The 20567-nt window shown below is 71.7% G+C and carries 14 protein-coding genes and 1 pseudogene; 9 read left to right on the top strand and 6 right to left on the bottom strand.

The annotated features are described in order from the left end of the window. Window positions 1-322 precede the first annotated feature (322 nt). The 4 genes from QSK30_RS03720 to QSK30_RS03705 are packed head-to-tail and all read left to right on the top strand — an operon-like array spanning window position 323 to window position 8364. Complete coding sequence (locus QSK30_RS03720; RefSeq protein ID WP_285499532.1) at window positions 323-646, top strand: CATRA system-associated protein; 324 nt, start codon at window positions 323-325, stop codon at window positions 644-646. Next, a complete protein-coding gene (locus tag QSK30_RS03715) occupies window positions 636-2303 on the top strand; it encodes a CATRA conflict system CASPASE/TPR repeat-associated protein (protein WP_285499531.1) in 1668 nt (555 codons plus the stop codon). Before QSK30_RS03720 ends, QSK30_RS03715 begins: the two co-directional genes overlap by 11 nt. Further along, complete coding sequence (locus tag QSK30_RS03710; protein ID WP_285499529.1) at window positions 2296-5388, top strand: CHAT domain-containing protein; 3093 nt, start codon at window positions 2296-2298, stop codon at window positions 5386-5388. The genes QSK30_RS03715 and QSK30_RS03710 overlap by 8 nt, the downstream gene beginning before the upstream one ends. Window positions 5389-5400: 12 nt before the next feature. Beyond that, window positions 5401-8364, top strand: a complete 2964-nt coding sequence (locus QSK30_RS03705) for a CHAT domain-containing protein (RefSeq protein ID WP_285499527.1) — start codon at window positions 5401-5403, stop codon at window positions 8362-8364. A gap of 45 nt (window positions 8365-8409) precedes the next feature. Here the strand turns inward: QSK30_RS03705 and QSK30_RS03700 are convergent, their stop codons facing one another. Continuing rightward, window positions 8410-9297 (bottom strand): LysR family transcriptional regulator, encoded by an 888-nt coding sequence (locus tag QSK30_RS03700; protein ID WP_285499525.1) that lies wholly within the window; start codon window positions 9295-9297, stop codon window positions 8410-8412. A gap of 122 nt (window positions 9298-9419) precedes the next feature. Here QSK30_RS03700 and QSK30_RS03695 point away from each other — a divergent pair, with 122 nt between their 5' ends. Both QSK30_RS03695 and QSK30_RS03690 read left to right on the top strand, forming a co-directional pair. Next, a complete protein-coding gene (locus QSK30_RS03695) occupies window positions 9420-9890 on the top strand; it encodes a hypothetical protein (RefSeq protein ID WP_285499523.1) in 471 nt (156 codons plus the stop codon). Beyond that, entirely contained in the window at window positions 9887-10798 is a 912-nt protein-coding gene (locus tag QSK30_RS03690) for an SDR family oxidoreductase (protein ID WP_285499521.1), read from the top strand. Before QSK30_RS03695 ends, QSK30_RS03690 begins: the two co-directional genes overlap by 4 nt. Before the next feature lie 807 nt (window positions 10799-11605). Here QSK30_RS03690 and QSK30_RS03680 read toward each other — a convergent pair. Then, window positions 11606-12433: pseudogene (locus QSK30_RS03680) on the bottom strand (response regulator); the annotation flags it as partial. Window positions 12434-13110: 677 nt separating this feature from the next. Between QSK30_RS03680 and QSK30_RS03675 the strand changes: the two are divergent. Further along, window positions 13111-13602 (top strand): RICIN domain-containing protein, encoded by a 492-nt coding sequence (locus tag QSK30_RS03675; RefSeq protein WP_285499519.1) that lies wholly within the window; start codon window positions 13111-13113, stop codon window positions 13600-13602. Between the two features lie 176 nt (window positions 13603-13778). Here QSK30_RS03675 and QSK30_RS03670 read toward each other — a convergent pair whose 3' ends face one another. Next, window positions 13779-14621 carry a TIGR03619 family F420-dependent LLM class oxidoreductase gene (locus tag QSK30_RS03670; RefSeq protein WP_285499517.1) on the bottom strand — a complete coding sequence of 281 codons (843 nt, stop codon included), beginning with the start codon at window positions 14619-14621 and terminating at the stop codon, window positions 13779-13781. A 103-nt stretch (window positions 14622-14724) separates the two neighbouring features. On the opposite strand from QSK30_RS03670, the gene QSK30_RS03665 reads away from it, so the two are divergent. Then, window positions 14725-15651 carry a LysR family transcriptional regulator gene (locus tag QSK30_RS03665; RefSeq protein ID WP_285499515.1) on the top strand — a complete coding sequence of 309 codons (927 nt, stop codon included), beginning with the start codon at window positions 14725-14727 and terminating at the stop codon, window positions 15649-15651. Window positions 15652-15732: 81 nt separating this feature from the next. Here QSK30_RS03665 and QSK30_RS03660 read toward each other — a convergent pair whose 3' ends face one another. Then, window positions 15733-16602, bottom strand: coding sequence for an AraC family transcriptional regulator (locus QSK30_RS03660; protein WP_285499514.1), 870 nt, complete (start codon window positions 16600-16602; stop codon window positions 15733-15735). Window positions 16603-16921: 319 nt separating this feature from the next. Here QSK30_RS03660 and QSK30_RS03655 point away from each other — a divergent pair, with 319 nt between their 5' ends. After that, window positions 16922-18157 (top strand): glycosyltransferase, encoded by a 1236-nt coding sequence (locus tag QSK30_RS03655; protein WP_285499513.1) that lies wholly within the window; start codon window positions 16922-16924, stop codon window positions 18155-18157. Between the two features lie 108 nt (window positions 18158-18265). Here QSK30_RS03655 and QSK30_RS03650 read toward each other — a convergent pair whose 3' ends face one another. Together QSK30_RS03650 and QSK30_RS03645 are read right to left on the bottom strand one after the other, a co-directional pair. Then, complete coding sequence (locus QSK30_RS03650; RefSeq protein WP_285499512.1) at window positions 18266-18994, bottom strand: SDR family NAD(P)-dependent oxidoreductase; 729 nt, start codon at window positions 18992-18994, stop codon at window positions 18266-18268. Between the two features lie 16 nt (window positions 18995-19010). Continuing rightward, entirely contained in the window at window positions 19011-20507 is a 1497-nt protein-coding gene (locus QSK30_RS03645) for a GMC family oxidoreductase (RefSeq protein ID WP_285499511.1), read from the bottom strand. Window positions 20508-20567 lie beyond the last annotated feature (60 nt).

Here is a 20567-nt window from a genome sequence, read left to right as displayed (position 1 = left end):
CTGGATTGGGTGAAACTGCTTTGTTTGGGGAGAAAAGAGGCGCTAGCCTGACCCAGGCGGTGGGTATCCCTTTCCCACCCGCTCTACCCACGGCGCCTCTTTTCTTAGGGGCCCCAAACAAAGCAGTTTCACCCAATCCAGCCCGGACCAAGCCGACCTGTCCTTTGTAGGACATTCGGTGACCTGTATGTCCACGGTGGAAGAAAGATGGCTTCGGCGACCGACTGTCGTGCCGGACCGTGTCCTGCATTTGTCCACTAGCACCGGCGATTCGCCAGCCCAGGCGCCCCCGCGGCGGTCTCGCTGTTGGTATCTTGACCTTGTGACTGACCACGGCTGGTTGGACAAGGAAACCGTGGTGGACCTGCGGGCCGAGTTGGACGCCTTGCCGCAGTGGCGGCTCGGTGTGGAGCGGTGGGTCGAGGTCGAGCTGATCCTGGACCGCCTCGCGAGCGCGCTGACCAGGGCCGATAGGGAGGCCGTGCGGGAGGCGGCGAACCTGTTGGCGTTGACGGGCCCGGTGCGGGTGACCCGGATCGGTGCCGGACACCTGCCGCCCCCGGACGAGGTCATGGAACGGCGAGCCGTGCTCGAGCACGTCCTGGTCGAGCCGGACCCCGTGGCGACACCCGACGATGACCGCTAGGGCGCCGCGCGACCAGGAACTTCTCTACCACGCCTTCCTGCCGCTGGACGGTCCGAACGCCGCGGCGGCTTGGGCGGGGTTGGACGTGGTGTGGCGGCGGTGTCGGGTGTTGTTGGGTACCGACCGGCCGATCCTGGCCACCGGCCTCCCCGCGGAGTTGCCCGGTGGCTCGGCGGGTCTGTCCGGGGCGGTGGCGTTCGCCGCGGCCGAGGACCACACCGCTGACTTCCAGGTGATCGCGCGGCAGGTGGGCGAGGTGGTGGTGTTCTCGCTGGTGTTCGCCGCACCGCAGGACACCGTGGCTCGGCGGGTCCGGATCGGGTCGGCCGCGCCGCCCGGGTGGATCGAGTTCGATCGCTGGCTCGACCAGGTCGTCGACGGCGCCACCGGCGCGTTCCTCGGCAGCGCGAGGATCTACCAGGCCACCGGTGGTGATGCCCGGTCCTTTCTTCCCGGTGGCTTCGGCGCGACCGTCCGCTGGGACGAGCCGACCACGCTCGGGGACGTGGGCACCCTGTGGGAGTCCCCGCGGGGCGTCGAGGCGGATCGCGGGCTCGTCGTCCTCGGCGTGGCCGGGCGCGATGCCGAGGTGAGCGCGCTGACCTGGAGCGACGGCGGCGTGAGCCTGCCGCGGCTGGCCCAGTACCTCACCCACGCGGCGTGCCTGCGCTACCAGGCGCGGATCTGGGACCACGCGCGACCGGGTTTGGCCGCGCTTCGCCGCTCGGCCGAGGAGTTGGCCGCTCGGTGGACGGCCGTGCCGGACCCGCCTGACCTGATCGACCGGCTGGCCGCCGTCGAGGCCGCGACCCTGCTCGCCCGTTCCCGGTCGCGCACCATGCGCCACACCTGCGTGATCCTCGCCGCGAACATGACCGCCACCGGGATCGCCCTGCCCGGCGACAAGAACCGAGACCGGGCACTCGTGCGCCACCTCGACGACGCGATCACCTACCTGACGACCTCCGCCGAACTCGCGCGGGGCATCCTCACCCTGCCGCGCGCCACTGCCCCCGCACCGGTCACCGCGCCCACCGATGTACTCGGCGAGCCACCGCCTGCCGCGCCTGTGCCGCGACGACCGCACGGCAAGGTGATCCGGATGGGCTTCGCCGTCGACATCGTCGGCTATAGCGCCCGCGACACGCCCGGCAAGGACAGCCTGCAGTCCCGCTTGGCCGTGCTCGTGGCCGCTGCCCTGACCGATCTCGACGTCGAACGCGCGCAAACCGACCACCAGGGCAGCGGCGACGGCGAGATCGTCTTCCTGCCCGCCACCGTCGACGTCCAGTCCGCCCTGCCCACCCTGCTCGCCTCCGTCGGTCGCCACCTGGCACTGGACAACGCCGCGCACACCGACCGGATGCGGCTCCGGCTGGCCGTCGACGTCGGCCCGGCGGGCATCGTCGCGATCGGGTTCAGCGGCGACACTGTCGTGCGGATGTGCCGGTTGCTCGAGAGCGATCCACTGCGCGCCGCCATCGCCACGACGCCCGGCGACCTGGCCGTCATGATCTCCGAGCCGCTGCACACCTACGTCGTCGCCGAGGGCGCGACCGGCCTCGCCGCGGCGGACTTCCACCGCCGTCCGATCACCGTCAAGTCCTTCAACGGCCACGGGTGGCTCTGGTGCCCGCCGGTGGAGCGACGTGCCTGACCCGCGCTCCCGCGCCCTCGTCGGGCTGTGGTTCCACCTCGAGCTGGCGTGGCGGACTGGGCACTGGGACGCCCTGTGCGGCCCTGAGGTGGACGCGTTCGCGGCCGACTTGGTCCGCTCGTGCCCGGACTTCGACCGGGATCCGCACGCGCTGGCCACCCTCGGCACGTTGCACTGGCTCCGAAAGCGCGGCCCGAACCACCGCGCGGAGGCCCGCCGGGCGATGCAGCTCTTTCGACCGATCTACCGCGACCACCCAGATCTCGTACCGGAAGAGGTCCTCCTGCGGTTCGCCCACGAGGCGCAGTACCTCGCGCTCGACCGGGCTTCGGTGGTGATCGAGCGGTACGAGAACACCGGTGACGCGGCCGAGTTGAGCGCAGCTGTCGAGTCGCTGCGCCCGGCGGTGGTTGGGATCCCGTCGGATCACCCGGAGTACGCGCAGTTCTTGGCGGTGTTGGGTGCGGCCCTCTACAGCCTCGGAACACACGCCGCAGATGCCGCGCGCTTGGCGGAGGCGGTGGCGGTGCTGCGATCCGCGCTCGGCGCCAGCCGGGACGACACCATGCGGAACGCCATGCGCCGCGCACTGGGAACCGCACTCGCCGGGTGGAGCGATCTCGGTGCACCTGTGCAGGTAGCCGCCGAGGCGGTCGCGGTTCTGCGGGTCGTGGTCGAGTCCGCCGATCCGGGCTCGGCGTCGGCGGACGCGCTGCTCCTGGGCGAGGCCCTGCAGGCCATGGACCGCCACCACGGCGACTTCCGGGCGCTCACCGAAGCCAAGGCGCTCGTGGAGGCCGTGGTCCGACGAACGCGGGCGGACCACCCGGACTGGTACAGCGCGTCGACTACGCTGAGCTCGATCCTCATGGCCTGGTCCATCCGCACCGGCGACTCGGCGGTACTGGTCGACGCGGTTGCGGGCCTGCGGCGCGCCGCTGGTCTGGCACCACCTCGGGAACGCGCCGGCCTCCTGGGCAACCTCGGCGCCGTTCTGCACACGGCCTATGAACGCAACGGGGACCCGGCGGTGCTGGGTGAGGCTGTCGCGGTCCTTGAGGCCGCGCTGGGCACAACGCCGCCTGATCACCCCGATTGGCGGATGTACGCGCACGGTCTCGCGGGCGCGTTACTGGCCCAGACGGATGCCGCTGGGATCGCCCCGGCCGCCGAGCGGGCCTGCGCTGTCCTGCGAGACGTCGTCGCGCGTTGTCCTCCTGGCGATCCCAAACTCGCGGGACACCTGTCGCAGCTCGGTATCGCGCTGCAGTGCGACTACGACCGCACCCGAGAACTCCCGACCTTGCGCGAAGCGGTGCGGGTGGGTCGCTCGGCGATCGCCGCGACATCGTCCACCCATCCCGACCAAGTGCACTTCCTGACCAATCTGGGAATCGGCCTGTACCTGCGCTACGACCGCGAGCGGGACCCGGCGGTCTTCGCGGAGGGGATGCGAACCCTGCTCCAGGCCGCTGACTCGGCCTGGGCCGCGCCGGTGCGCCGCGCGATGGCCCTCGCGATGGCCGCCACCCTGGCGAACACGGCCGGGGAGATCGACTGGGCGCTGGACGTGGTCGAGCGCGTTGTCGGTCTGATCCCCCGGATCAGCTCCCGGGCGCTCCCCCGTTCCGACCGCGGTCACCTGATTTCTCAGCTCCGCGGCCTGCCCGCGACTGCCGCGGACGTCGCCGTGCGGGCGGGCAAGCCGAATCGTGCGGTGGAGCTGCTGGAGCTGACCCGGGGCGTGCTCATCGCGGACACCCTCGACGCCCACGGTGATCTACGGGTGCTGCGGTCGCACGCGCCCGCGCTCGCGGCCGAGCTGGACGAGATGCGGACCGAGATGGAAGTGTCCGGGCTCTTGTTCACCCCCGCCGCTTCCGCTGACTCGCCCGCTCGACTGACGGAGATGGATCGTCGTTGGGCAGGGTTGGTCGAGCGGGTACGGGCACTTCCCGGCCTGGTGGGTTTCCAGCGTCCTCCCTCAATCGACCGTTTGCGGCGGCAGGGGGCCGAGGGCGCGGTGGTCCAGGTCATCAGCCGGGACGACCGCGGGTTCGCGTTGGTGACGGTCGACGATCCGGTCAGCCCGGTCCTCGTCGTCGACCTGCCCGCGTTCGACCACGACACCGCACTGGCGCAGGCGCGCAGGTTGCACGCCGCGATCTGGACCACCGCCGACCGGGACGGGCTTGTCCGGGCGAAGGTGGCGGCGCAGGCCGAGATAGTGGCGGTGCTGGCCTGGTTGTGGGACGCGGTGACCAGTCCCGTCCTCAACGCGCTCGGTCACCACCGCCCTCCTGAAGAAGGAGCCTGGCCCCGCCTGTGGTGGTGCCCCGTGGGCATCACCAACTTCTTCCCGTTGCACGCCGCGGGCAGGCACGGCGCCCATGACGACGAGACGGTAATGGACCGCGTCGTGTCCAGTTACACCCCGACGTTGCGTGCTCTGGAGCACGCGCGGACCGCCAGGACCGATGAGGAGACTGACGAGGGCTCGGTGGTGGTCGTCGCGGTGTCCAAGTCCGCCGCCGGTTCAGCCGAGTTGCCGGGGGCTCTCGCGGAGGCCGAGATCGTCCGCGCGCGGATCCCGTCGTCGGTCCTGCTGGCGGACGGGGACGCGTCGCGCGCCGCTGTGGTCGAGGCGTTGACCACCAGCAGGGTCGTGCACCTCGCGTGCCACGTGCGCGGCCAGTGGCTCGACCCGGACACCACCGCGTTGGCCTTGGCCGACGCGCCGCTGACGGTGGCGGAGATCGCCGGACTCCGATTGCCACAGGCCGACCTCGCCTACCTGTCCGCTTGCGCCACCGGGTTCACCTCGCTGTTCCACGCCGACGAGACCACCCACGTCACCGCCGCGTTCCACCTGGCAGGGTTCCGGTCGGTGGTCGGAACGGTCTGGCCGGTGGCCGACCAGGTGTCCACGGCGGTCGCGAGGGAGTTCTACGCCCGGTTGACCACTGCCGGCTCCGTGTCGACGGCGGCCGCCGCGGTCGCGTTGCACGAGACAGTTCGGCGGCGGCGTGATCGGGATCCGTTGATGCCCAACAAATGGGCGGCGCACACGCACACCGGGATCTGAGGAGGGGGCGGTATGACGCGGGCGGAGCGGGCGCGGGAGGCGGTCGTGCGGCGGCTGGCGCGCCCAGCGGCGGCCGCCGGCTTCGTCGCCGCGATCGGGGGTGAACCGGCGGACTGGGTGGCGTTGGCCGCGGCGACCCTGGGTAGTTCGGTGTCCGATGTGGACGAGGACGCGCTGGTGGCGGTGTCGGCGCTGACGCGGTTCGCGCTGGGTGAGATCTCGCCCGGGCACCCACTCCGGTTCGACTGCGCCAGGTACTTCGGTGCCGCCACCACCGGACTGGCCGAGGACCACGACCAGTCGGCGTACGGCGACCTGGAGACCGTGCTCCGGCCCGAGGTGACCAACGCCGCGTGGACGAGTGATCAGCGGGACTTCCTGCGGGGTCTCCTCGACGCGAGCGTCGGCCGGCGTGCGGGCAGCGAAGCGGAGGCGCTGGTGCGGCGTGGCGCCCGCGCCGCCGACCCGGACATACCCGACCGGGCGGTCGCCCTGCTGCGCAAGGAAGTTCTCGCCGCCGGATCCGACGAAAGCCGGTGCGACAAGCTGGAGCTGCTGGGACATGCGTTGGTCCACTTGTACCAGGCGGTGGGCGACGTGGCGGACCTGCGCGCGGCGATTCGCGCCCTCGACCGGGCGTTCAAGATCCGGCCAACGGTCAAGCTGGCCGGGAGCCTCTCCGGTGCCTGGGAGTTCTTGCACCGCAACACCGGGGACCAGCAGGCGCACGACAACGCGGTGCGCTTCGGCAGGCACGCGGGCGAGCACGCGCACCAGACCGACGGTGATCACGAGGAGTCCGCGCGGCTCAACAACCTCGGCAGCACCCTCATCGCCCGGCACGGCAGCACCGGCGACGGCCGGTCCCTGCGCGAGGCGATCACCGCGCTTGAGCGGGCGATCGACCTGCTGCACGACGGGTGCCCCCGCCGGTTCTCCCCCATGCACAACCTGGGTGAGGCGCTGCACGGGCTGTTCCAGCACACCGGTGACGCGGCCGCGCTCGATCGGTCCATCGCGCTCGGACGCGAGGTCCAAGCAGGTTCGGAACCGTCCGCTCTCGCGACCGGGATGCTCATGAGGCTCGCCGCGCGGCTCTACTCCCGACACCGGCTCAGCGGCCGTGTTGACGACATCACCGAAGCCGCCCACCTCGCCCGGAAGGTCGTGGCGACGATGCCGGCGGCCTACCCGGACGCTCCCGGGCTCCTGGCCAACGCGCTGGGGGTGCTCGGCCACCACAGCGTGCTGGTCGACGACCTGGACGCGTGCCGGGCGGCGGTGGCCGCGGCCCGAGCGCGGCTGCGGGAGATCCCCGCGGACCGCACCGGTCGGTGCCTGTTGGTCGCGGCCCTGGGTGCGCTGCTGCACTCGTTGTTCCTACGCACGCGCGAGCCGGAGGTCGCTCGCGAGACGCTGCTGATCCTGCGTGGGTCTGGTGCGGATCACCGCGTGCCGGTGGGCACCCGCATCGAACACCTGCGGGGTGCGGCGAACACCGCCGCTGCCTGCGGTGACTGGGAGGTGGCGGTCGAGATCCACGCCGCGGCCATCGAACTGTTCCCCCTCATGGCGTCCCGCGGGCTGGTCCGCGCCGACCAGGAGCGCAGGCTCGTCGGGCTGACCGACCAGCTGGGCGACGCGGCGGCCGCCGCCGTGCTCGCCGGTTCCGCGAACCGCGCGGCCACGCTGGTCGACCACGGCCGGGGAATACTCTTCGCCCAGGTGTTGGAGAACCGCGACGACTTCAGCGAGTTGGCCGGGCGGCACCCGGAGGTCGCCAGGGAGTTGGACGCACTCCGCTGGACCCTGGCCGAGTGGACGGCGACCGCGTCCGCGGACACCGACCGGCACCACCGCTCTGCGGTGCGCTGGGGCGAGTTGGTCGACGAAGTACGCCGCCTTCCCGGATTCGACGGCTTCCTCAGGCCGCCCGCCGACCTGTCGGTGGCCGCGGCCGACGGCCCGCTGGTGCTCTTCGCGCTGGGTGAGCAACGGATCGACGCCTTGGTCGTCACCCGCGACGGGGTGCGAGCGGTGCCACTGACCGGTGTGACCCGCGACGAGGTGGGTGAACGGGCCCGGGTGTTCCTCGACGCGGTCGACGGTGACGACAACGCGACCGCCGGCCGCACCCTGGAGTGGTTGTGGGACAAGGTCACCGAGCCCGTCCTCGCGGCCCTCGGGCACCATGGACCACCCGTCGCGGGACGACCCTGGCCCAGAGTGTGGTGGTGTCCGTCCGGGCCGCTGACCTTCCTGCCACTGCACGCCGCCGGGTACCACGCCGATGTCGGCCGTGCGGTGGTCGACCGGGTCACGTCGTCGTACACGACCACCGCCCGCGCGTTGCTGCACGCCCGCCGCGACCGCGAGGCACCCACCGCCGATGGCCGGACGTTGCTGGTCGCGGTGCCGGACGCGCCTGGCTTCGCGCCACTGCCCGGTGTACGAGCCGAACGGCAAGTGCTCGGTACCGTCCTGTCCCGTCCGCCGATGGAGTTGGTGGGCCCGCACTGCCGCCGCGACCGGGTGCTCGCCGAACTCGGCAACTACGCCCGCGCGCATTTCGCCTGCCACGGGGTGACCGACGCCGACTCACCGTCGCGGGGCCACCTGGTGCTCGCCGACCACGACGAGGCGCCGCTGACCGTCCTCGACATCACCCGTCTGGAGCTCGACGCCGACCTCGCCTTCCTGTCCGCGTGCTCCACCGCGGGCACCACCCCCACCTTGGCCGACGAGGCGATCCACCTGGCCTCGGCGTTCCAACTGGCCGGCTACCGGCACGTCGTGGCGGCGCTGTGGCCCATCCGGGACGGCATGGCCGTGAAGTTCGCCCGGGACTTCTACACGGCCATGGGACCCGACACCGACTCGGCGGCCGAGGCGGTGCACCGGGCCACGCTGGCACTGCGCGGGCGGTTCCCGGGCCACCCGTTGGCCTGGTCCGCACACATCCACATCGGCCGCTGACTGTCTCCGCCCAGCGACGGAGCACGAGCCGGTGGGGCTCGGTCGCTACTGGGGGAAGTGGGTGAGCAGGTGGTCGCGGAGGGCTCGGACGTGCAGCGGCACGTGTCGGGTGGAGGGGTACACCAGGTTCAGCGGGATGCCGGTGGCGTGGTAGTCGGGGAGTACGGCCACGAGTCGGCCGTTCGCCACTGAGCGGGCGCCGACCAGGGCCGGGATGAGGGCGATGCCCGCGCCGGCGATCGCGGCGCGTCGGACGAACGAGAGGTCATTGGCGGCGATTGGGCCGCTGACCTCGACGTTGATGTCGCCGTCGCGGTGGCGCAGGTTCAAGCGGGTGGTGCCGTCCTTGACGCGGAAGAGGACGCAGGCGTGCCCCGCGAGATCCTCGGCGCGGTGTGGCACCCCCGCCCTCGCGAGGTAGGTCTCGGCGGCGTAGAGGCGGAACGCGGTGTCCTGGAGCTTGGTCGCCGCGAGCGAGGGGTCTGGTCGGCCGCCGTGCAGGCCGAGGTCGTAGCCGCCGTGGACGAGGCTCGGTGTCTCGGCGACGAAGTCGACCTCGACCCGGACGTGCGGGTGGCGGGCGACGAACCCCGCGATGAGCCCGGGCAGGATCTCCGCGCCGACGTCGGGTGGGGCGGTCATCCGGATGGTGCCGCGGGGTTCCTCCCGCGCGTCGAGCGCGGCGGCGGCGGCCTCGCTCATCTCCGCGAGCGCGTTGGACACCCGCGCGTAGTAGGCGCGGCCCGCCTCGGTCAGGGTCACCGACCGGGTGGTGCGGTGCAGCAGACGGGTGCCGAGCGCGCTCTCCAGGCGTGCCACGCGTCTGGACACCGAGGACTTCGGGGCGCGCAGCGCTGTGGCGGCGGCGCTGAAGCCGCCCGCGTCGACCACGCGCGCGAACACGGCGACGTCACCCAAGTCGATCTCGCCCACTGAGGCGCCTCCATAATTGTTCCGGCAGTGGAACAGTCTGTTCAATAATTGACGACTACTCGAATCTTGGCAACAGTCATACGCTCAAACGGAACCCAAGACCAAGCTGACCAGGAGGTTCCGTGAGCCCGAAACCCGCACGGCCCAAGGTGTTGAAGACCGTCGTGGCCAACGTGCCGCCCGCCTACATCGCGCCGGCCGTGACGAGTTACGCGAGCGCTCGTGTTCTGGGGAACGAGCAACTGGCGGGCACCGCGTTCACGACCGTGGCCATCCCCTCGGCCTTGGCGGCGCTCCTGGTGTCCCTCGTCGCACTCGCCGTGCCGGTCGCGGCCGTCCGCAGGCGGTGGGTCAGGGTGACGAAGGCCCTCGTCGTGGGAGCCGTGGGCGCTGCCGCTCTCGCCGCCGGGGTTTGTGCGGTACTGGTCGCGAACGGCACCTTCGACGTCACGACCCTCATCGGCGCGCCGATCTCGGCCGCGATCGGCGGTGCCATCACTGCCGCCCGGGTGACCGCGTCCCGCACGACGCGAGCGGCCGCCGACACCCGCCCCGCCGCCCGGGACCTCGCGCACTCGGCGAGCGCGCGATGATCCTCGTCATCGGCGGAACCGGGACCACCGGCAAGGCTCTGCTGCATCGGCTCGTCGCACTGGGGGTGCCCGCCAGGGCACTCGTCCGCCCCGGATCACCGAACAGGGCGCCGGTCGACGGCATCGACTACGTGCTCGGTGACGCCGCCGACCCGACTTCGCTCCGCGGCGCCATGACCGGCGTGGAGCAACTGTTCCTGGCCATGGGAAACGGGCCCCGCCAACAGGACATCGAACTGGGCATCACCGCGGCTGCCGCAGCGGCGGGGGTCGAGCACATCGTCAAGGTCTCGGCGCCGGTCGTGGGACCAGACGTGCCCGTCGCCATCTCGCGCACCCACTTCGCGGTCGAGCAGGCGATCGAGGCCAGTGGCGTGCCGCACACGTTCCTGCGCCCGTACGCGTTCATGCAGAACCTCCTCAACCACGCCGCCACCATCCGCGCCACCGGCGTGTTCTTCGGGGCGACCGGCGACAGCCCCGTCAACATGGTCGACGCCCGCGACATCGCCGACGTCGCGGCCGTCGCCCTCACCCAGCCGGAACACCGGGGAACCCCGCTTGTCCTAACTGGACCCGAAGCCGTCAGCTACCCCGAGGTCGCCACGCGCCTTTCCCAGGCCGGGCGCCCGGTGCGTTACATCGACCAGAGCCCCGACAAACTGCGCGGCGGACTCCGCCGAGCCGACCTCCCCGACTGGCTCGTCGAGCACATCCTCGAAATCCAAGCGCTGACGGTCGCGTGCCCTGAGACCCCCAACAGCACCGTGCCGGACGTGACCGGTCACCCGCACCGGCGCCTGGACGACTTCCTCCGCGAGCACGCCACCGCGTTCACACCCCCTCGGTGGACAGCTCCCGCCCCCGTCGGCTGGCTCATGACGGCAGTGCTCGGCAGCAGGCGCTGATCGGCGATCTCCCTGGTGGTCATGGGAATCACGAGCGGAACGGCTCGCCTGCGGGCGAGCAGCGCCGGGCTCGTCGGGAGATCACCGGGATCTCCCGACGAGCCGGGTCACCGCGGGCATGCGGGTACGCGGCGCCGGGCTCAGCCCCAGGTCTTGCCGCGGGTTCCTTGACCGTGCGGTTGAGCCGGTTGAAGGAGTTCGGGTCGACGCCGCCCGCGGCGATCGCCCTGTGCAGGTGCTGGATCGCACTACGACGCCGAGGACGTTGTCCAGGACACCTGGCTGCGGCTGTCCCGCCAGGACACCGCCATCATCGACAACCTCGCGGGTTGGTTGACCACTGTGGTCAGCCGCATCAGCCTCGATGTGCTGCGGTCGCGGCAGACCAGCCCCGAGGTCTCCTACGACGACCGGCCGCCCGGGTACGTCGTGACCCTCGACGACGCGCCCGCCGGGAGGCGCGGGCCAGCTCGCGGCCGACCAGCGCCGGGCGTGGACAGCGCGAGGTGGTCCATGAGTTCCTCGCGGCGGCCCGCGACCCGCCGAGCTCGCGCTGATGGACCTGCCCGCCCCACACTGACTTTCTCCCCGGTCGAGCCCGGGGTGATCGACGAGGTGGCTCATCCCTTCCTGGGCAGGTACCCGTACAGGAACGTGTGCACCCCGGCCCGGGCGATGCGGTCGATCTCCGATTCCAGCGCGTTCGCGCTGAACTCCGCCCGGCTGACCGTCGTGTCGGTCACGAGCGCCATGAAACTGCTGCGCGGCGACTTCCGGGTCCCCCGCCGCGAGCAGTCCACGAGTGGCCAGCTCCGCCATCCGGGTGGCCAACGCGCGTCGGGCGCGCAGCGGGCCCGCCTCTTGCCAGCTGCGGACCATCTCCGGTGGGAAGCGCTCGGCCTCGACGCGCAGCCGCCGGACGATGCGGAAGTGGTCGGCGAAGTCCGGGCTGGGCCGCACCCACTCCTTGGCCAGCGCGATCAGCGAGGCCTCCAGGTCCGTGACGTGGTCGAGGTGGCGTTCGATCAGCGCCTCGCGGGTGGCGGCCACCCGGGTGGAGCTCTCCATCAGCACCGTGACGAACAGTTCCTTCTTGTTCTCGAAGTGGTTGTAGATGGTCCGGGTGGACACCCCCGCCTCGGCGGCGATCATCTCGATACTCGCGCCGAGGTAGCCCACGCGGCCGAACACGCTCAGCGCCCCGGTCACGATGGACCGGCGCTTCTGCGTCGTGTCGCGACGCAACGGCTCCCGCACGATCGTGTCCGGCGCGGGCGGGTCCTGCTCCCCCGCCTGCCCCCGCACCCGCCGGGTCACCGCCACGATCCGCGCCACCAGCTCGGCCACCTGGACCGGCCTGGTCACGTAGTCGTCGAGACCGGCCTGGAACCCGAGCACCCGGTCGAGCTCGGAGTCCCGCCCCGACAGGGCGATGACCGGCACCCCGCTGCGCGCCCGCAACCGCCTGCACACCTCCAGGCCGTCCAGGTCCGGCAGGTCGAGGTCCAGCAGCACGAGATCGGCCAGCAGCGGACCGCCGAGCAGCTGGCCACCGGTGCGCACGAGGTCCACGCCGTAGCCGCGCCCCCGCAGCTCTTCGGCCAGGGCACCGGCGACCGCGGGATCGGCTTCCACCAACAGCAGGCGCACGGTAATTCCCCTCAGATCGCCGGAATCGCCAAAATGCTACCGGGATCGACCCCGCGGCGGCGCCCCGCGCGCATTGTCCCAGGGAATGGACTGCGCCGCGTTCGCGGGTAAGGTGCAACGGCGACCAATTCGTCCTTTTTGGACTACCAATCGCCGTTCCGGACGGGGGCCGCGAGAGGGATATGACCAGCGGTATTGCGGTGGTTGAAATGCCGCGTGACAGGAGTGCTGACAGCGGGGTCGGCAGCAAAGTTCCCTGGAAATTGGGGTTTCCAGGCTGTCGCGAGCGATTCCGAAGAGGACGGTGCGGATCACAGCCGCTTCCGGCCTGGGGTTGGTACCGTTGCAGGTGTAGATCATCACAGCGACCCTTGATTGCGAGGTCGTTGACACCCCCGGTTCCGGATCCTCACCGGCGGCGGCACCCCGAGCGCGCTCGTGACGCAGACACGGGACAGGTCCACCGCACCGCGGCGGTGAACGACGAGTTCCCGATAATCGTCACGCTGGCGGGCGGTTGATGCCTTTGGGTGGAAACGTCCGATTCCGTTGACACGGTGCCAGATCTCGCGACAAGCTCAGCGGCGATGGTGGATCGCGCCACATCGGTCTGAAGTCAATTGGGGATGCAATTGTCGACAGCGAAGAGGGGATTTCCGAAAATGCTTTCGCGAATGCTCGCGGTGTGCACGATCGCGTGCGCCGCCATTGTCGGCACTGCGGGCGCGAGCGCTGCCGAGGCGCCGAAGGCGGATGTGCTCGGTACCCAAGCCACGGCGGTGGTGATCGTGAGCGTCGGTTCCCGGGACAGGTGCCTGGACCTCACCTCTTACAACAGCGGCACCCGGGCGACGCTGTACGGCTGCCACAGCGGTCCCAGCCAGATCTGGGTGCTGGAGAACAACGGGACCATCAGCAGTTACGGCTCAGGACGCCGGATGTGCCTGGACGTGACCACCTACAACGACAACGCCCCGGTGCACCTCTACGGGTGCCACGGCGGTCCCAGCCAGCGGTGGATCCTCAGCTCCAACTACACCGTCCGCAACGAGGGTGGCAACAAGTGCCTGGATTTGCAGTCCTACAACGACTACAGCCCGGCGGTGATCTACCCCTGCCACGGCGGCCCGAGCCAGCAATGGGCATCGCGGTGACCTGTGCGGGTTGGGCACACCGACCTGGCGTTGTCGGCGTCTGGAACTGACCCGGGTATTCGTCAATGGAGCGGGATGTCCTATCGGTTAGCCTCTGCGGGAATGGCCAAATCATCTGAACCCGCCTGGATCTCCGGGCGCGACCGCGTCGGGGCGTGGTCGCGCCCGGCGTCCTGTCAGGTCCAGGGCAGGTTCGCGTGGCGTTCCAGGAATCTGGCGACGTCGTCGGGGTCTTCCAGGGGCAGTGGGTAGAGCGTGAGCCGGGTGACGCCCAGTTCGGCGTAGCGGTGGGCGGCTTCGGTGGTGACCTCGACCGGGTCGACCTGCATGAAGTTGATCTCCAGCCGGCCGAGGTGGGCGGGGCGCTCGACCTGTTGTGCCGCCCGGGCCAGCCCGCGCAGGTGCCCGGCGAGGTCGTCGGGGGTCGAGCCGGTCCCGAACCAGCCGTGGGCCCTGGCGACCGCTCGGCGGAACGCCGCGGGGCTGTGGCCGCCGATCACGACGCGGGGACCGCCCGGCGTCGTGGGTCGGGGGTGGGCGTCGAGGCCGCGGAAGGACACGTGCCTGCCCTCGAAGGCCACCGGTGCCGGGTCGTTCCACAGCGCGCGCATGGCGTCGAGGTACTCGTCGGTGCGAGTGCCGCGCTCCGCGAGCGGGACGCCGAAGGCGGCGAGCTCGGGCTCGAGGTAGCCGCCCGCCACGCCGAGCAGCAGTCTGCCGCCGGAGAGCACGTCCAGGCTCGCCGCCTGCTTGGCCAGCACCAGCGGGTTGCGCTGCGGCAGGATCACGATCCCGGTGCCCAGCTCGATCCGCTCGGTCACCGCGGCCACGTAGGCCAGGTGGACCAGCGGGTCGAGGATCGGGTCCTCCGGCGCCATCGCCGCCTCGGGTACCCGCGGGCTGGGCAGGACCACGTGCTCGCCGCACCACCACGACCGGTAGCCGAGGTCCTCGGCCAGCCGGGCCAGTCGCCTGGTCTCGACCGGCCCGAGGGTGGCCTTCGCACTCAACCCGTACACGCCTGGCTCCACGAGCGACACCTCCGGTTGATCTCCGAGTTCGTGACCGATTCTCGGTCCGTCCGCCCCGCCGGTCCAAGAGGTCCTGTCATAGCCTGCGGCTATGGACGTGCACGTGCGGGACCTCAGGTACTTCGTGGCCGTCGCCGAGGAGCTGAGCTTCACCAGGGCGGCGAACCGGTTGTTCATCGCCCAACCCACGCTGAGCAAGCAGATCCGGCACCTCGAGCTGTCCCTGCGCACCGCGCTGTTCGAGCGGGACCGGCGTTCGGTCGCGCTGACCGCCGCGGGCCGCGCCCTGCTCCCGCACGCCCACCAGGTCATCGAGCGGTGGGAGACCGCGCGGCACGCGGTGGCCGAGGCCGTCGCCGAGCGGGACATGGTCCTCACCGTCGGGTTCCAGAACCGCATCGGGCGCGGCCTGATCCCGGCGGTCACGGCCAAGATGGGCACGCTGCTCCCCCGGTGGCGACTGCGGTTCCGGCAGGTCTCCTGGGGCGACCCGTCGGCGGGCCTGGCCGCGGGCGAGGTCGACCTGGCCGTGACCTGGCTCCCCGTTCCCGACACCGGCGAGTTCACCTGGAAGGTGGTCAGCACCGAGGACCGCTGGGTGGCGCTGCCGGTCGGGCACCCGCTGGCCGGGCGCACCACCATCCGGTTCGCCGACCTGGTCGACGAGCCGTTCATCGCCCACCCCCGGTCCGCGGGCGCGCTGCGAGACTTCTGGCTGGCCGCCGACCAGCGGCCCGCGCCCGCGCGAGTCGTGGCCGAGGCTGCGAACCCGGACGAGAGCTTCGAACTCGTCGCCGCGGGGGTGGGTGTCGTCCTGCTGCCCGCCGAGAACGCCGAGATCTCCGCGCGGGCCGACGTGGTCTACCGCCCGGTGCCCGACCTGTCGCCCGGCAGGCTCGCCGTGGTGTGGCGGACCGAGGACCGCCGGGAGGCCGTGCAGGTGTTCGTCGACTCTTGCGTCCGTTGCCTGTGCCACTTGTCCGACAACGATTCCGCTGCGGCTGAATGTCCTGCCTGACCCTTGTCTGCCGCAAGCGACCACCCACGGTGGTCCACTGTGGACATATACAGTGGACCACCGTGGTGGACTGGTCGCGCGTCAGCCCGGTTCGACGGCCAGCCACAGCTCGCAGGTCGCGGTGCTGAAGTCGGCCGCGTGGTCGAGGATCGTCACGATCGCGGGCCCTGGCCGCAGGCGCCACGGGTTGGCGGGGAACCAGTCGGTCGCGGTGGCCGCCCAGGTGTCCTGGAGGGTCTGCGGGTGGGGTCCGGTGCTGCGGAAGACGGCCCACCGGCCTGCCGGGACCTCGATGATGTCGAGGTCGTCGGGGACCGGGCTGTCCGCGGCGACGGCGACGCCGTGCAGGTAGGTCAGTTCGCTGCCCTCGGTGCTGTCGGGGTCGAGGTCGTCGCAGACCTGCAGCAGACCCGGCGGGTCGGTGTCGGCGAGGGCCTTGAGCCGGGCGTGCTCCTGCTGCGGCAGCGCGGTGATGTGGCGCTGGATGTGCGGGTTGACGCCCTGGTGGATGAGCGGGACCCGGGCCGCGTGTCCGATGAGGCGGAACGCGGGGCGGTCGATGACACGGGTGTCCATGGGGGTGCTCCCTTCGACGGTCAGGCGGAACCTGAGCTGGGGTTGTGCGCGAAGGGGACCGCCGTCGCGGCGGACGTCGCCGGGACCGGCGCCGTGCACGGCCCGGAAGGCGCGACCGAACGCCTCGGTCGAGCCGTAGCCGTGCCGCACGGCGATGGTCAACAGGTCGTCCTCGCCGCGGACGACATCGGCGGCGGCGACGGTCATCCGGCGGCGTCGGACGTACTCCGACAACGGCATGCCCGCCAGCGACGAGAACATCCGGCGCAGGTGGTACTCCGTCGTGCCGTGCGCCCTGGCCAGTCCGTCGACGTCGAGCACCTCGGTGAGGTGCTCCTCGACGAGGTCCACGACGCCGTTGAGTGCCGAGATCACAGCGGCCCCCCTTCGAGGTCGACACTGGTGGACGGTCCACTGGCGGCGCCCGACTTCCCCGGTCCGATCCGATCAGGTGTCCGGATCGCCCCGAGCGGGGAACGCACGCTCGAGCGGCGATTTCCGCGGCGGAAGCCCACGACCGATACCCAGTGCAGATTGTGCCGCACGTCGCGTGGGGGCTGCCTGTCCAGAGTGGAGGGGACGAACTCCCCCTCCCCTTCAACTTATAGCGGACTGGGGGACTTGCGGCAAGGCCCGGGTCGTACCCCACAATTGCCCGCCGTAAGCCATGACCTGGGGAAATGGGGATTCAGAAGTGCGTGTGCTGTTGACGACGTGGGGATCGCGCGGGGATGTCGAACCGCTGGTGGGCCTCGCGGTCGCGTTGCGGGACCTCGGCGCCGAGGCGCTGGTGTGCGCCCCGCCGGACGAGGACTTCGTGGAGTTGCTGGCGCGGGTCGGTGTGCCGATGGTGCCGTTGGGACCGTCGGTGCGGTCGGTGGTCGCGGGTACGCGGCCACCGACGGCGCAGGACGCCTTCCGGCTCGCTCCGGAGCTGGTCGCCGCGCGGTTCGAGACGCTGGGCGCGGCGGCCGAGGGGTGTGACGCGCTGGTGGCGACCGGCCTGATGCCCGCGGGTGCGCCGGACGTGGCCGAGAAACTGGGCATTCGCTACGTGCTCGCGTGCTTCCACCTGCTCGGGCTGCCGTCGCGGCACTCCGCTCCGGGGGCCCGGCCGGGTACACCGTCCCCGGTGGACGAGACCGACAACCGGGTGCTGTGGGAGCAGGACGCCCAGCGGGTGAACGGCCTGTACGGCGAGGCGCTCAACCGGCACCGGGCGGCGATCGGCCTGCCGCCGGTGGACAACGTCCGCGACCACGTTCTCACCGCCCGGCCGTGGCTGGCCGCGGATCCGGTCCTGTGTCCCTCGCAAGGTAAGACCGACCTCGACGTCGTCCAGACAGGAGCGTGGATCCTGCCCGACGACCGCCCGCTCCCGGACGGGTTGGAGGCGTTCCTCGACGCGGGCGAGCCACCGGTGTACGTCGGCTTCGGCAGCATGGCAAGCCATGCACCGGCCGAGATCGCCCGCGTGGCCACCGAGGCTGCCCGCGCGCAAGGCCGCCGCGTCGTGCTCGCCCGCGGGTGGGCTGGGCTGGCCCCGATCGACGACGCCGACGACTGCTTCGTCGTCGGCGAGGTCAACCAGCAGGCCCTGTTCCCCAGGGTGGCCGCCGTCGTGCACCACGGCGGCGCGGGCACCACCACGACGGCCGCTCGAGCAGGTGCGCCCCAGGTGGTGGTCCCGCGGATCGCGGACCAGCCGTACTGGGCAGGCCGAATCGCCGAGTTGGGCATCGGCGCGGCACACGAGGGTTCGACCCCGACCGTCGACTCCCTGTCCGCCGCGCTCACCACAGCGCTGTCCCCCACCACCGGAACGCGGGCCAGGGCCGTGGCAGGCACGGTCCGCGGCGACGGGGCGGCGGTGGCGGCGAAACTGCTCCTCGACGGCACCACTCCGGAAAGGCCATCCGCCACCGCGTGACCTGGGGAGTCATCCACGGTCTATAGTGGACACTTATGTCCACTATAGACCGTGGGAGCAGTCTCGGCGTCCTTCCGTGACCAGCAAGGGGGATCTACCGCCGGGCGGTCACCGCAGCGAGTGGCCGCCGTCGCACACCAGGGTTTGGCCGGTGATGAACGCCGCGTCCTCGGACACGACGAACCGGACGAGGCGGGCGATCTCCTCGGGGGTGCCGAGCCTGCGCAGCGGGGTCTGGGCGACGGTGGCCGCGACGAACTCCTCGCCCACGGAGCGGGTCATGTCGGTGTCGATGTTGCCCGGCGCGACCAGGTTGACCGTCACCACCGGTGCGAGCTCCTTGGCGAAGGCCGTCGTCAGCGCTGCGATGCCCGCCTTGGCCGCGGCGTAGGCTGCGATCGCGCCGACGCCCATGCCCGCGTAGGTGGAGCCGATGTTGACGATCCGGCCGCGGCCGGTGGCCTCGAGCAGCGGGGCCAGCGCCTGGACGCAGTGGAACACCCCGGTCACGTTGACGTCGAGGCATCGCTGCCACCGAGCCGGGTCGAGCGTGCGCCAGTCGTCGGGCAGGGTGACGCCCGCGTTGTTGACCAGGACGTCGAGCCTGCCGTGCCGGTCGGTCACCTCCTCGGTCAGCCGCCGGACCGCCGCGTGGTCGGCCACGTCGGCGGCGATCACCGTGGCGGTCGGGCCGCCGGCCTCGGCCACCCGGCGCGCGTCCTCGGCCGAGTCGCGGTGGTTGATCACGACCGTGTAGCCCGCACGGGCGAGGTCGACCGCGATCGCCGCGCCGATGCCCCGGGAGGCCCCGGTAACCAGGGCGACCTGTCCGTCCACAGTGGTCTCCCCCGGCTCAGCCACGGATCAGCCGCTCGGCCAGCAGCTCGGCGACCGCCAGCACCGGGAGCTGGGTGTTGGCGGCGGGCACGGTGGGCAGGATGGAGGCGTCGACCACTCGCAGGTTGGCCACCCCGCGCACCCTCCCCTCGGGGTCCACCACGGCGTCGTCGCCGGTGCCCATGGCGCAGGTGCCGACCGGGTGCCAGTAGGTGCCCGCGCGGGAACGCAGCTCGTCGTCGCCCAGCGCGGCGGGGTCGCCCCCGGCCGCGGGGGTCGCCCACGACTTCAACGCCGACGACGCGGCCAGCTCCGCCGCCAGGCGCAGGCCGTCGCGGGCCACCGCCAGGTCACGGCCGTCCGGGTCGGTGAACAGCGCGAGGTCGATGTCGACCGGGACGTCGGGATCGGCCGACCGCAGCCGCAGGGACCCGCGCGACAGCGGGCTCATCAGGAAGGCGGCGATGCCGACCTCGTACTCCCCCGGTGGCAGCGAGCCGAACAGCGGCGGGCCCGCGGTGGGCAGCAGGTGCAGGTCCCACCCACCCTCGGGGCAGAGCTCGCTGGCTGCCTTGAGGGCGACCTGGCTGGCGTACAGCTCGCCCGCCGCCTCCTTGCGGGCGAGTGCGGCGTTCAGCTCCGCCGTGGGCGTCAGCGGCAGGACCAGGCAGGGGTGGTCGGTCAGGTTCGAGCCCACCGCGGGCAGGTCGACCTCGACGGGCACGCCCAGCTCGCTCAGGTGGTCGGCCGGTCCGATCCCGCTGCGCAGCAACACCGCGGGCGAGCCGTACGCGCCCGCGGTCAGGATGTAGGTGTCGGCGGTGAGCGTGCGGGGCGTTCCGCCTTGGTCGACCTCGACGCCTTGGACCACTCCGGCGCGCACGATCAGCCGGTGCACCGTGGTGCCGCTGAGGATGCTCAGGTTCGGCCGGTCGCGCGCCGGGTTCAGGTAGGCGAAGGCGGCGTTCCAGCGCAGGTCTCCGATGGCGTTGACCGGCGGGCAGCCGTACCCCGGGCCGACGCCGGGCGCGGCCAGGTCGGCCACCTCCGGGTAGCCCAACTCGGCGGCGGCGGCCAGTGCCCCGCTGCTCCACACCGACAGCTCGGCGTCGGGGATGGCGCGCAGCCGCATCCGCTCCACGGCCACCTGCCGGAACGGCTCGAGCCCGGCGGCCGACCAGTCCGGGCCACCACGAGCGGCCCACCCGGCGTGGTCCTGCTCTGATCCCCAGGTGTGCCAGCACCCGTTGATGCACGACGACCCGCCCAGCACCTTCGCCCTGATCCGGTGCGGCGCCGGTTCGGTCTCCCACACCTCGTCGCGAGGCAGCACGCGGGCGTCGAGCATGGTCTGCGGCCAGTTCGGGCTGTCCGGCCCGTAGTCCGGTCCCGCCTCCACCAGGCATACCGAGCGGTCGGTATCTGCGCTGAGCCGGGCGGCCAGCACGCAACCGGCCACCCCGCCGCCGAGGACGAGGACGTCGTGGTGCGACGGAAAATCGGAGTCGGTCATGGGTTCTCCCGGCACGAGGGGGCGGAGGAAATCAGACACGGCGGAGGGGTATCGAGGGCG

Origin of the sequence: Actinokineospora sp. NBRC 105648, assembly GCF_030269645.1 — a bacterium.
GTDB lineage: Bacteria > Actinomycetota > Actinomycetes > Mycobacteriales > Pseudonocardiaceae > Actinokineospora.
The sequence above is the reverse complement of the archived record's forward strand: the minus strand, read 5'-3'. Positions and strand labels throughout refer to the sequence as shown.